Annotated in this window: 11 protein-coding genes; 6 read left to right on the forward strand and 5 right to left on the reverse strand. The window is 51.2% G+C overall.

The genetic code is table 11. The features are described from left to right. The first annotated feature begins 466 nt into the window (after positions 1-466). Positions 467-1,669 (forward strand): adenosyl-hopene transferase HpnH, encoded by a 1,203-nt coding sequence (hpnH, locus tag HK11_RS01670; RefSeq protein WP_086553705.1) that lies wholly within the window; start codon positions 467-469, stop codon positions 1,667-1,669. A 186-nt stretch (positions 1,670-1,855) separates the two neighbouring features. Continuing rightward, positions 1,856-3,154: a hemolysin family protein gene (locus HK11_RS01675; protein WP_086553617.1), complete on the forward strand. Its 1,299-nt coding sequence runs from the start codon at positions 1,856-1,858 to the stop codon at positions 3,152-3,154. A 43-nt stretch (positions 3,155-3,197) separates the two neighbouring features. On the opposite strand, the gene HK11_RS01680 is transcribed toward HK11_RS01675, so the two are convergent. Together HK11_RS01680 and HK11_RS01685 are read right to left on the reverse strand one after the other, a co-directional pair. Continuing rightward, complete coding sequence (locus HK11_RS01680) at positions 3,198-5,129, reverse strand: transglycosylase SLT domain-containing protein (protein WP_086553618.1); 1,932 nt, start codon at positions 5,127-5,129, stop codon at positions 3,198-3,200. 210 nt (positions 5,130-5,339) lie between these two features. Next, entirely contained in the window at positions 5,340-6,176 is an 837-nt protein-coding gene (locus tag HK11_RS01685; RefSeq protein WP_086553706.1) for a uracil-DNA glycosylase family protein, read from the reverse strand. 114 nt (positions 6,177-6,290) lie between these two features. Between HK11_RS01685 and HK11_RS01690 the strand changes: the two genes are divergently transcribed. From HK11_RS01690 to HK11_RS01700, 3 genes are all read left to right on the forward strand, one after another. Continuing rightward, entirely contained in the window at positions 6,291-8,117 is a 1,827-nt protein-coding gene (locus tag HK11_RS01690; protein ID WP_086553619.1) for a tetratricopeptide repeat protein, read from the forward strand. A gap of 19 nt (positions 8,118-8,136) precedes the next feature. Then, positions 8,137-9,045, forward strand: coding sequence for a 4-(cytidine 5'-diphospho)-2-C-methyl-D-erythritol kinase (locus tag HK11_RS01695; RefSeq protein WP_086553620.1), 909 nt, complete (start codon positions 8,137-8,139; stop codon positions 9,043-9,045). A 95-nt stretch (positions 9,046-9,140) separates the two neighbouring features. Further along, positions 9,141-9,539, forward strand: coding sequence for a hypothetical protein (locus HK11_RS01700; RefSeq protein ID WP_198943206.1), 399 nt, complete (start codon positions 9,141-9,143; stop codon positions 9,537-9,539). A 102-nt stretch (positions 9,540-9,641) separates the two neighbouring features. On the opposite strand, the gene HK11_RS01705 is transcribed toward HK11_RS01700, so the two are convergent. From HK11_RS01705 to HK11_RS01715, 3 genes are all read right to left on the reverse strand, one after another. Further along, positions 9,642-10,181, reverse strand: coding sequence for a Dps family protein (locus HK11_RS01705; protein ID WP_086553622.1), 540 nt, complete (start codon positions 10,179-10,181; stop codon positions 9,642-9,644). A 139-nt stretch (positions 10,182-10,320) separates the two neighbouring features. After that, positions 10,321-11,274: an NAD(P)H-dependent glycerol-3-phosphate dehydrogenase gene (locus HK11_RS01710; RefSeq protein WP_086553623.1), complete on the reverse strand. Its 954-nt coding sequence runs from the start codon at positions 11,272-11,274 to the stop codon at positions 10,321-10,323. A 66-nt stretch (positions 11,275-11,340) separates the two neighbouring features. Then, positions 11,341-11,580, reverse strand: a complete 240-nt coding sequence (locus tag HK11_RS01715) for a bacterioferritin-associated ferredoxin (RefSeq protein WP_086553624.1) — start codon at positions 11,578-11,580, stop codon at positions 11,341-11,343. A gap of 218 nt (positions 11,581-11,798) precedes the next feature. On the opposite strand from HK11_RS01715, the gene HK11_RS01720 reads away from it, so the two are divergent. Next, a complete protein-coding gene (locus HK11_RS01720) occupies positions 11,799-13,004 on the forward strand; it encodes an AI-2E family transporter (RefSeq protein WP_233133251.1) in 1,206 nt (401 codons plus the stop codon). Positions 13,005-13,038: the final 34 nt, after the last annotated feature.

A 13,038-nucleotide genomic window follows, 5' to 3' on the forward strand; every position in this document is an offset into this window, starting at 1 on the left:
ATCCTGCGGGTATGTCACGCGGTCCAGAACAGGAAAACGGCCGTGCGTCGGCACAGTGGTGGAGTTTGAGTTTTTTTCCTGAAACGGCGAGGTCATGTGATGTTTCCCATTCTTATTGAGTGTTTTTTCACTTTTAGTGCAGTATCAGCGCACCTGGGGTATCATGGTTTGCAGGCTCTGGTTTTAATGTTTCTGTGATTAAGGCAAGGGTATGTTACAAACTTATTGACGTCTGTTGCTTATTTGTCACTTTTTTGGAAAAAGCTTTAGACTCTTGAGAGCGGATATCTTATAGGCTGGGCAATTATGGTTTCGCTGTGTGGATTCCTGTAATAAATCTGACAAACTTGCTACAGGGCACAGAAACCAGGTGTCAGGTTAGTTTCATTCTTTTTTTTCTGGAATGACTGGCAGTCTCATCCAGTTTCATGATTGCAGGCGTAAAAAAACGCCGGAGCGGGGGTTTATGGCCGTACCGATAATGCAGGCCGTCAGGGTCGGGAAGTATGTTGTCACGCAGCATCTCAAAAAGCGCAAGCGCTATCCGCTGGTGCTGATGCTGGAGCCGCTTTTTCGCTGTAATCTGGCGTGTGCGGGATGTGGTAAAATAGATTACCCGGCGGCTATCCTTAACCAGCGTATGACTGTTCAGGAATGTCTTGATGCAGATGCCGAGGCTGGCGCCCCGGTTATTGCCGTGGCAGGTGGCGAGCCATTACTGCACAAAGAAATGCCCGAGATTATCCGTGGCCTGATTGCGCGTAAAAAATACGTTTATCTGTGCACAAATGCGTTATTGCTTGAGAAGAAGATGGATGAGTATGAACCATCACCTTTCTTCTCATGGGACGTGCATCTTGATGGTGATAAGACAATGCATGACGCATCTGTCTGCCAGGATGGTGTGTACGAACGTGCAGTCGCAGCAATTAAGAAGGCGAAAGCACGCGGGTTCCGCGTCTCTATTAACTGTACTGTGTTCGATGGTGTCGTACCTGAGCGTCTTGCCGCATTTTTTGATGAAGTGATGGCGATGGGTGTGGACGGTATTATGACTGCTCCGGGCTATGCGTATGAACGCGCACCTGATCAGGAGCACTTCCTTAACCGTCAGAAAACCAAGCAGCTGTTCCGTGACGTTTTCCGTCTTGGAAAGAAGAAAAAGTGGCGTTTCACACAGTCACCACTCTTCCTGAACTTCCTGGCTGGCAACGAGCAGTATCACTGCACGCCATGGGGTAAGCCGCTGCGTAATGTCTTTGGCTGGCAGCGTCCGTGCTACCTGCTGGGTGAAGGTTATGCAAAATCGTTCCGTGAGCTGGTTGAAGATACCAACTGGGATGATTATGGCACAGGTAACTATGAGAAATGCGCAGATTGCATGGTGCACTCAGGTTACGAATCAACAGCTGTGATCGATGCCGTTCAGCGTCCGTGGCATATTGCCAAAGTAGCTTTGTTCGGGCCTGAGACTGAAAAGCCAATGGTGCCGGAGATCTCCCTGGCGAACCAGCGCCCGGCTCAGTACAACTACTCTGAACAGGTTGAAGAGCAGATGGCTGAAATTGAGGCCCGCAAGCCTGCCCGCGCACCACGTGTGAAGGTTGTGCGTAAAAAGGCTGAAGATGCAGCAATGCCACTGGAGGCAGAGGTTGCCGGGGCTGACTGAGTGTTGCCTGAGTAACTACGCCTGAAGAAAGGACAGCTCAGAGTATGGGCTGTCCTTTTTTTTACAGCTTATGTGGTGTTTATTTTTTAAACTAAGCAGGCTGCCCTGATATGCAGCTATGCACGCGTCTCTGACTATTGTGTTTTTATAAATGTTATTTTCTGCCTGTGGTGGTGATTTTCTCCAATGACGGTTTCTGTCCTTATTATCTTCCTTCTCGTTTTTCTTAATGCAGTCTTTGCTATGGGTGAGCTGGCTCTTATTTCAGTCAGAATGCCCAGGCTTGCCATATTGCGTGAACGCGGTGTGCGTGGTGCTGCACGGGCTATGAAGCTGGCAGAAAATCCTCAGATTTTCCTTCCTACTGTGCAGATCGGTATGACGCTGGTCTCTATTCTCGAAGGTACTTTTGGTGGTGTGCGTATCGAGGCATATCTTACGCCGATGTTGCAGCAGGTGACGGTTCTCCGCCCCATTGCGGCTCAGCTGTCAATGGTGCTCGTGGTGATGATTATCACCTGTCTAATGCTGGTGCTGGGTGAGCTGGTGCCTAAGCAGCTGGCTCTGCGTGAGCCTGAGGTGATGGCGGCCCGCCTGGCTTTTCCTCTTGAGCTTCTGGCTAATATGACGCGGCCGGTTGTTGCGGTTCTGCGTCAGTCTTCAAACCTGGTACTCAAAATGATGGGCGCCGGAGATGCTGTTACTCAGACTATGACTGAGGAGGAGCTTAAAGCCTATATTGCAGAAGGAGCCCGGACGGGAGTTCTTGAACATCAGGAACGGACGATGATTGAGCGTCTGCTCAGACTTGCCGACCGGCCAGTCAGAGCGATTATGACGCCGCGTAACGAGCTGTACTGGATTGACCGTCATTCCGGGCGTGATGCGCTTATTAAAGTCCTGCGTCAGACAACCTATGCCCGTATTGTTGTATGTGAGGGCGGGGTTGATAACCCCGTGGGGGTTGTGCTGGCTAAAGATATGCTGGACCGCACACTTGACGGCATGCCGGTGTCGATTGAGGCCGGGCTGCGACCAATGGTTGTTGTGCCTGACAGTATATCAGCTTTCGATATGCTTGAGCGTATGCGCGCCATCCCACTGGGTATAGCTTTCGTTTTTGATGAGTATGGTTCGTTTGAAGGGGTGGTGACAGCCTCTGACCTGTTTGATGCGATTGTAGGTGAGAAAAACCACGAGACACAGCCTGCTGTGCATAACCCTCAGGCAGACAGCCAGAATGCTGTTCTGATGCTTGACGGCACAGAGTCAGCAGATGAGGTGAAAGATCGTCTTGGCCTGCGCCATCTGCCTGATGAGGGCAGTTATCATACCCTGGGTGGTATTCTTCTGGCGTTGCTGCGTCGTGTGCCCGCTGCCGGCGATAAGGTTATTTATTCGGGCTGGTTATTTGAGGTGCTTGAGATGGAGGGGCGCCGCGTGGCCCGGGTCAGAGTCAGCCGTCAGAGCCTGGCAGAAAACTGATCTGACAGTGCTGGCGCGAGGTCTGCGCCAGCACAGGAACGCTCTAGTGTAGTGTGATTTTTCTGTTTGCCAGAGCTGTTTCTTCAGCGAAGTCGGGCCATTGATTATGTGCCAGAGCCTGTAACGATGGCTTTGGCAGGTTCATTTTGCTGGCATAAATCCATAAATAAGATAACGCCCTGTGCACATATTCCCGCGTTTCAGCGTTGGGCAGCAGCTCCATATATAAGAAGGGATCTTCAGAGCTGACGGCACTGTCTCTTTCCCATTTTGCCAGTGCTGCCGGGCCGGTATTGTAGCTGGCCAGAAGGCGGATCATATCGCCCCCCTGCAGACCTGGCTGCTGAGTGGTATGCTGGGTCAGGTCAGCCAAGTAATGCACATACCGCTGTCCGATTTCAAGGTTCAGGCTTGGGTCATGCAGGGTGTCGACGGCCTGCTCAAACCGGTGGGTGATATTCGCTGGTGAAGGGCTTATGATAAAATCGGCAGTTAAAGGCATAATCTGCATAAGCCCGTGCGCCCCTGAGCCTGAGACAGCTTTGGCGTCGAAGTTGGATTCAAGTCGTGTCAGCGCATAAACCAGTGCAGGGTCCATGGTGAAACCATTTCTGGGTTTCAGCACAGGCAGAGGCGTATTGTCGTTTCGCTGTGTATGCGCTTCCCGGTTATTGATAGCTTCGGCCATTTCGGTTGCCAGATTGTGCAAACCGGCGGCTTCGGCCACAAGCTGAAAAGAGCGGGCCAGGGTAACGTCACGAAAATCAGCCCATGCCCGACGAATTGTCCGCTCAGCTCTTTCCTGCTCTCCCGTTTGCAGAAGTGCAAAAACGCGACGACCTATTTCAGTCCCGCCAACGGCTTCCAGGTCAATCTCTGTCAGCACCGGTGTGGAAGGAGCAGAATCTTTAAGTGCTCGTGTAAGTTCGGCTTTATGTACATAATTTTTGTCATGCCCGCCACCTGAGGCATGGAGCTGCTGTGACGCCAGCAGGCCATAGAAGGTGTCGGTGAAGCCTTCTGCATGCTGAAGCCATAAATGGTATTTATGGGTTTGTCCCAGCTTTTTATAGGCCCGTGAGGCCCAGAAAGCACAGGCTGCACGCATGGCTGGTGTTGCGTTTTCTGCATATGTCGCTTTGGTGAAAAAAGGCACGGCCTGAGCGTGCAGGTCTTTTTTCCACAAAGCGAGGCCTGCAATAAAGCCAGCCAGGGCATTTTTATTGTGTGTCTGCTCAAACCCTGAGCGTGCTATTTCGAGCGCGACGTCGGTATTACCCATTGCCAGCATTGCCTGTGCGGCTTCAGCTTTGAGCTGTGCGGCATAGGCGGGGGTCATACCCGGGGTTTTTTCAATCAGCCTGAGCGCGCTGCGTACCCCTTTGATGCCCCATCCGGCTCGTTCGCGCAGTGTACGGTCAAGCAGATGGTTGCGTGTAAAATCATAAGCGACATGACTGGCCGGAATACCGGCATAGCTCAGAACTTTCCCTGACGGGGGAAGCGGGGCAGGGCTTTTTTGCTGCGTAATGGCAGCCAGCCTGTCCCATATCGCTGAGGCATCAGCGTGTGTGCTGTATTGTTTTAGCCAGAGTCGAAGCTCTGCCACGCTGGGGTGGTAAGCCGGGTTAAGGTAACGGTCCGCCTCAATGTCTGCCAGAAGGAGGGTATCTGTCAGATGTGTGCTGCTGCTGATTGCCTCGCTAAAGGCGCCCTGTCGCTGCAGGCGAAAAATAGAGCGGATCTGAAGGCTTGCTTCAGAGGAAAGAGGTTTAGGAAGCGGGAGATCATCGCTACCATTGAAAGCCTGCCTGGGCATGACCATCGCCAGCTCATTGCTGTGCGCGTCCTGTCCTGGTTCAGGCGGTGCGGCATGAGCCTTCGTTGTTGTAACGCTGGCCCCTGCCCATAAAGCTGCTCCAGCCAGAATGGCTGTCGCTGCGATATGATTAGAGATTTGTCCTATCGCTCGCATGGCTGGCGGGATCTAGGGGTTTCTGCGTGAAAAAGCAACCTTGCAGTGCCGGGAAGTGCCTTCGCTGAGTTATAAACAGGGTGTGTTACACGCTTCGCTAATTTTATAAAATGACGATAATTTTCTTTTTAACTGTATGAAAAAATGAAATTTTTATATTAAATAAATAGTAATGAATGCGTGTTGTATGACATGAATTTCCCGGTGTTTTTAGTTTTTTTGCTGTAGCGTTTGTGCAACAAGAAGCAGAGTTGCCCATATGTCTTTGCGTGCAGCCGCGCTGGCGCGAAGCTGAAGGGGGTGGCGTATGCTCATCATGGGGAGTGGCTCAGGGTACTCTTCAAGGGTGAGGTCGTGCCATGTATGTGCGGCAGGGAGCTTAGCTGACCCTGTCAGCACCCGGGAGGGCATACTGCCGCATAACAACAGCCTCTGAGGCGCAAAGAGCCTGATGGTCTGTTCGAGGAAGGGGCGGCAGGTCTGAATCTCGATCTCTGAGGGAGGGCGTCCGCCTGGTGGTCTCCACGGCAGAGCAGTTGCAAGGAGGAGGGTTTTTTTGTCGATTCCTGCCGCGTTAAGCATCTGATCAAGCAAAGAGCCACATAAGCCTGAGAAGACATTGCCACTACGGTCTTCATCAGCATCAGGAGCATCACCGATAATCATAAGCGGAGCGTGACGCGGGCCTTGCGCAAATAAGGTGTGAATCGCTGTTTTATAGAGCGAGAAGCCATGAAACTGCTCCATAACAGTTTTCAGCTCTGCAACGGAGGTTGCCTGTCTGGCGACCTTTCTCGCGGCTTCAACGCTTTCGCCTGGCATAGAAGCGTGCTGAGTAACCGGATTCCGGGCTCTTTGTGCTGCTGGCAGCGTTGCAGCGGCCTGCTGTCTCGTTTGTGGTGCTGCGGTAGCTGTATCTGTATGGCGCAGGGTGACAGGAACCGGTGTGAAAGTGCTCTCTCTCTGATCAGTTGCACTGTCACCTATCGCGGTATCGACTCCCCATTCTTCGTAAAGACGAAGAAGAGAAAGGGGAGAATGTGTCATATCACCATTACCTGAAAAGAAGAGAGTTTGGCTATTAGCTTCAGGCGGAGTAGAAAGGCAGGAGGGGTTCATATTAGTTTTTCCCTTTCTGTTGCTCCTGAGACCTGGGTTATTATGGTACTTTGTCGCTATTTGCCTACAGCTTTTGTGCTGTTTTTTTCTGTTAATGTAGCTGCAGATCCGTTTGCGCGTGCAGCATCAGTGCCAGAACTGGCACAGACACAGGGTAAAAAAATAACTGCCGCAAACCAGAAGGTCGATTCGGGCGCTTTTCTGGCCGGAATTGCCGCAAGGAGTCGCGGGGATGATTCTGAAGCTGCCCGTGCACTGCGTGCGGCCTCACAGGCTGACCCGGCTAACCGTGACATGGCTACCCAGGCTTTTGTTCTGAGTGTCCTGGCAGGTAGTCCTGAAGCTGTTGAGCTGGCCCGCAGAGAAGAGCAGTTTGCGGGGAAGGAAATTCTTTCCTCCTTTGTTCTCGGTAATCACGCTGCCCTTAAGGGAGACTGGCAGGCTGCTGCCCGTTATTATCAGCAGGGCAGTCAGGACCCGATGGCTCATCTGGTTCTGCCTCTGCTGCTGGCCTGGTGTGATCAGGCCGAGCATAAAACGCATGCTGCCCTTGATGCATTATCCCGCATACAGGGGAGCGTGCTTTCTCCTTTCTACACGTTGCATGCGGCATTAATTGCTCAGCTATCGGGTGACAGTGCTGAAGCTGGCCGTCTTTTTGCTCAGGCGCAGCATGCAATGCCGGGTGAGGATCTTTTGCTTGCCCGCTCCTATGCCGCCTGGTGCTGGCAGAATGGTCAGCGTGATAAAGCACGAGAACTTTTGCGTCGTATGATTGATGCTGATCCGGTTCTCGCTCTGGCAGGAAAGCAGTTTCAGGCTGAAGTCAGTAAGTTTCCGGTTGATACGTCATTGCAGGGGCTTGCCCGGGCTTATGTGCTGACAGCGTTTCTTTTTCAGCAGCAGCTGCGTAATGCTGAGCAGGAGGCTATGAGCCCACAGGCCGCCAGACAGGCCCGTTTTCGTTTAAATGAGGCGACGCGGCTCATGCTCAGTTTTGCACTTGAGCTTGACCCGCATATGTCTGAGGCCCTGCTGATGATGGCGGAAGTGCAGCAGGATGAAGGGCATCCACAGGCTGCCCGTGCTACGCTCTTGCGCATGCCAACAGGGAGCCCGCTGATGCCCGTTGCGGCGTTTAAACTGGCTCTTATTGATAATGAATCAGATCATCTTGATGAAGCCAGAGATAAGTTGCTCGCGCTGGTTAAAGATAACCCTGAGCTGGTGCTGCCTGTAAGTGAGCTGGGGAACACGGAAGCTTCCCGTAAAAACTGGCAGGGTGCGTTTGCTGCTTATGATAAGGCGGTTAATTTATCCAGGGCAGGAGCACCGCTGCGCGGGGTGAAGAAGGAGTACTGGTCGTTATTATTTCTGCGGGCAGTTACGTCTTATGAGCTTGGGAACTGGCCAAAGGCTAAAGCCGATCTGAAAGAAGCATTAGCCTTGCAGCCTGATAATCCTTTGCTGCTTAATTTTCTTGGTTACTCTATGACCGAACAGCATGAAGACCTTGCTGAGGCTGAGCGCCTGCTGCGAAAAGCTGTTGAACTTGACCCGGATGATGCGGCTATTCGTGATAGTCTCGGCTGGGTTATGGTTGAGCGTGGGGACCTGAAGGAAGGTACACAATTACTGGAGAGGGCTGTCGCGCAGACACCTGAAGACCCGGAGGTGAATTATCATCTGGGTGAGGTTTACTGGCGTATGGGACGTCACAGAGAAGCTGTTGACCACTGGAATCTTGCTCTTGAACTGAAGCCTGAGCCGCGGGATGAAAAGCTGATCAGGGGTGCTCTTGCCCGGGCTGGCAATCTGCCTGATAAACAGGCTTCTGTGTCGCTATCAGGGCTGCCTGCAGGAAAATAAAAGAGAAATATAAGTTAGAATGTCTGAAAAAACAGAAAATGTTTCTTCGCAGATTTTTTCAGAGTCTGCTCGTGCAAAAATTAACCTGTATCTGCATGTGACGGGTAAAAGAGCAGATGGCTATCACCTGCTTGATAGCCTGGCTGTTTTTGCAGAAGCCTGCGATGAACTGTTTTATGAACCTGGCGATGAAGAACTACGCCTGGAACTGACCGGACGATTTGGCGCCCCGCTGGGACAGGATGCTGCCGGACAGAATAATCTTGTGATGAAAGCTGCAGCCATGGTACAGGCCGCTGCAGGTGGAGCTGCCAAAGTGCCTGGGGGACGGCTTGTGCTGCGAAAAGAGCTGCCGGTTGCCTCTGGTATCGGTGGGGGGTCAGCAGATGCAGCTGCAGCACTTCGTCTGCTCAGTCGTGCCTGGCAGGTTGAGCCTGATAGTGAGGCATTGTCACTGATGGCTGAAAAACTCGGGGCAGATGTTCCGGTGTGTCTTGATAGTCGGGCTGCCCGGATGGAAGGCATCGGTGAGAAACTCTCGGATGCACCCGCCCTGCCTCCTTCCTGTGGTATATTACTGGTCAATTGTGGTGTCGCGGTTTCAACCCCTGAGATCTTCCGCCGTCGCGATGGTCATTTTGTGCCCCGGGCAGATCTGCCTGATGCCTGGCCTGATGCGCAGTCTCTGGCTGGTTTTTTGTCGCTTCAGAGTAACAGCCTGCAGGACGCAGCATGCCTTGTTTGCCCGCCTGTCAGAGATGTCCTTAATGTGCTGGCTGATATCCCGGACAATTTACTGGTGCGTATGAGCGGGTCCGGGGCAACATGCTTTGCTATTTTCCCAGATGACGCAACCGCCCGGCAGGCTGCTTATTCGCTTTCCCGAAATCGGCCTGAATGGTGGGTCTGGGGTGGAGGCTTCTGTTGAGCCGCCTTATATATGTGAGATAAACGCATCAGGTAAGGGAAACTGTTGCAGGTATTCATGCTCTGGTATGAATGTTTTTTATGCGGAGAAAAGCTATGGTGTCAAAAGTAGATCTGACGTTGGCGGATGATCTTGAATCCGTGGTGATGACTCTCTCCTCTGATGATGAGTCTGTAGAGGCAGTTAAAGTTGCGCTGTCTGCTGAACAGGTAACATCATTGCTTCAGGTGCTTGGCCGCGTACGTGAAACGATGCTTAAGGATAAAGCCGTACCACCCATTGAAGGGGCACGTTTTTCTGCTGTTTCGAGAACACGCTGGGCACTGCAGCCGGAAGTAGTAACCGGTGGATCAGTCCTTGCATTTCAGCACCCTGCTTACGGGCCTGTCGGGCTGGTTTTAACGCCGAATGATTCGGAGAAGCTGGTACGCGGCCTGCAAATCCATCATGGCCTCAGGGTTGAAGGACGTCCTGATGACAGGAAGCTTAATTAAGGCCTGAGTTTTTTGTTATAAGAGGAATATCGGGTCATAATACGCTGATAGCAGCCAGAAATTAACTGGCCGCTATCAGTGAGGTAATGTGCTGATTAAGTATCAGCTATTTTTTCCGAACGCAGGACGGGTTGCCTCAAAAAGAAACCACGTGCGGCGTTCTGTCTCATCAATCCAGTTTTCAAGCAGGCTGGCTGATGCAATATCGCCGGCTTCATCACACAGTGCATGCACTTTTCTCATATGTGTGGTGAGTGCCAGATTGTCTTCGCGCAGCTCAGCCAGCATATCTTCAGGCGTAACGTAGAGGGCATCATTATCTGCAATTTTTGTACGGCGGCTGATCTCGCCGATTGAGTGCAGAGTTGTTTCTCCGATTTTGCGGGCGCGTTCAGCCAGAGGATCCGTCATTGCGAATATCTGGTCGCTCTGTTCATCGAGCAGGAGGTGGTAGTCACGAAACTGACGGCCACTCATGTGCCAGTGAAAATTTTTCGTCTTAATATAAAGTGCAAATGTGTCAGCCAGCAGGTCTCCCAGGCCGATACCAACTTCTTTAACAGCCTTAGCTGGCAGATCTGTCGGGGTGCCAAGATATTCTTTAACGTGAGCTGATTTAGCTTCTGAAGATGCTTTAGTCATGAATCCTGATCCTTACTGTACTATGTTGATGCACTGAAAATCATTCGTGACGCATATAATAATGTGTGAATAACAGGACTTAAAATAAAGAGGTGTTTTCTATTTTATTTAAAAAAACATAAAATTGTTATTAAAAATCTTACTCAAAGCCGGGTGGGCGGCTGAGTAATTTATCCTGTGCCTGCGCCAGTGTAAGGCTACCCGAAAGGAAGCTCGCAATAGTTTCAGTAATGGGCACATGCACATTATGGCGTCGGGCAATGCTGAGAAGAGCGCTGGCTGTAGTCACACCCTCGGCAACGCCAGGAAGTGTGGTAAGAGCTTCCTCTTTCCTGCTTCCCTGTCCAAGAGCCAGACCCATCCGGTAATTTCGTGAGGCTGGACTTGTGCAGGTGAGGAGCAGGTCTCCGATACCAGCCAGACCTGATAAGGTGGCCGGCTGTCCACCAAGTGCTGTCGCCAGGCGTCCGGTTTCGGCGAGCCCCCTGGTAATCAGAGCTGCCCGGGCATTTTCCCCCAGGCCAGCTCCCATGGTGGCACCTGCTGCAATAGCAATTACGTTTTTAGCTGCTCCGCCCAGTTGTACCCCTGTGCAGTCAGTGCTGGTGTATAGCCGAAACAAGGGTGATGAAATCAGTTCGGCAATATGTTGTGCTGTTTCATGCTGAGTAGCAGCAATAACAGCTGCGGCGGGCAGGCCTGCGGCAATTTCATGAGCAAAGTTTGGCCCTGAAAGAAAGGCACCTTTCAGGTCTGGTCTGACCCGCGCCAGAATTTCAAGTGGAAAGTCCAGAGTGGTTTGCTCAATGCCTTTGCAGCATAGCAGGACAGGTGCCTGAGGCAGATGTGGCAAAACAGATGCAAGGTGCTGAACGGGGATAACAACAACGCTCAGGTCGGTTGTGACAGGGAATGTGTCAGAGACTGTGATGTCTGCTGGCAAGGGGTGGTCACGTAGTCGCGGCATGGCTCCCGAAGGCAGGCGGGCAGACGGGTTGCGTGCCCATAATCTTACATTTGCGCCGGTTTTATGAATATGCAGAGCAAGAGCGCATCCCCACGCACCGGCCCCAAAAACAGTAATATTTGTCATGACACGACTTTGCCAGAAAGTAATGAATCCGGCAAATAACAGAATTACAGTGCTGAGAGGAAAGTATCAGGCCGTAAGTGCTGTTGCCGGTGTTTCAGCACAGTTGCTCAGATGCGAAAACAATGTTGGTGTCTGGCTTTTTTTTACAAGAGCCTCACGCAGCATGCATACGACACCAGGCACGCAGTTGCCGCATTTGGCTTTGCAGCCTCTGGCAGCATAGATATCGCGCGGATGTGTCGCACCATATTCAACAGCATGCTCGACATCTTTGTGCGTAAGAGAGTTGCAAGAGCAGATGATCATTGTGATCGTTCCGATTCCTGAAGAAGCTTATTTTTTTATACACGAATGAGAATTATTCGCAATAAAATTTTTTCTGATGAATTTCAGTGAGATGAGGTTCTTATTGCGAGGCAGGTTTATAATGTAGAAAAATATGTATGATGAGAAATAGACGTGTTAATAATAATAAAATTTTTAATATTTTTTTCAAAATTAAGCTCATTAAACAGGAGATATTTTTGTCTTTTAAAAAAATAAAAACGGCGATGACTGATTTTTTATTATTAATTTTTAAAAATGACGAAGCTGATGAGGGGCGTGAAGAGGGTAAGGTGAAAATCCGTGATATTCCCTCGCGGCATAACTATGAGGTCAAAGGCTTTCATCTGCGTATGCAGGGGGTACTGGCTTTTATTGTTGCGGCGCTGACGCTTTACACGTTTGGGCGTTTTTGTCTGTCATTATTGTGGGGCGGGATACTGGCCATCATTTGCTGGCCGGTTGCATCGCGGCTTATGCGCCGGTGGCCATCCTCCCATGGTCGTTCAGCCGTGGCTGCTGCATGTGTCGTTGGTGTCGTGCTTATTTTTGTCGTGCCCATGATTCTGCTTGTCTCCGTTTTAACAGACGAGGCAGGTAAGGGTATTGCCTGGGTTAAAGACATTATCCAGAACGGATTGCCGGAGCCTGTCTGGGTGGAGCGTTTGCCCTGGGGGGCTGCTGCTGCTCATGGGTGGTGGCAGCAAAATCTTGCATCACCTGAAGAGCTGCGTAACCTTTTTGGTCACCTGAAATTCGATCAGCTGATGAAACCAGCCGCGTCACTTGGGCATAGTTTCGTCAGTATACTCGTTATCATGGGTTTTGCCCTGCTTATTCAGTTTTTCTTTCTTCGTTCAGGCGATGAAGTCGCTGTGCGGTGTGAGCGGCTTGGCGTGCGGCTTTTTGGTGTGCGTGCCAGAATGGTCTGTTATTATATTGTCAGTGCTGTGCGCGGTACTATGGCAGGTCTTGTGCTTGTTGGTCTTGGCGAAGGGGCACTTATAAGTGTCGCATATTTTGTTGCGGGAGCACCTCAGCCGGTACTGCTCGGAGTTTTTACCGCTCTGGCTTCAATGATACCTATTGTCGGGTCAGTTGCTTTGCTGGTGTGCTGTCTGCTGATTGCTGTAAAGGGGAGCATGATTTCGGCAATTTGTGTTGCTGTGTATGGCTCTTTTATTCTTTTTATGGGGGATCATTTTGTCCGGCCTGTCCTGATAGGGGGCTCTGTGCGCCTGCCATTTGTATGGGTGCTGATGGGTATTCTGGGAGGGCTTGAAACCTGGGGTATTAAAGGGTTGTTTATTGGTCCGGTACTGACTGCGGTTGCATATTTTATATGGAGTGTAGCGTCAGGGGGCGGGCTGGCAAAAAAGAGTAAATCTGAACTATTGGCTGATTGAAACTGCACGGTGAGCTGGTCGGTTTTTTAACAGG

This window comes from Acetobacter sp. DmW_043, from assembly GCF_002153485.1.
GTDB classification, from domain to species: Bacteria; Pseudomonadota; Alphaproteobacteria; order Acetobacterales; family Acetobacteraceae; genus Acetobacter; species Acetobacter thailandicus.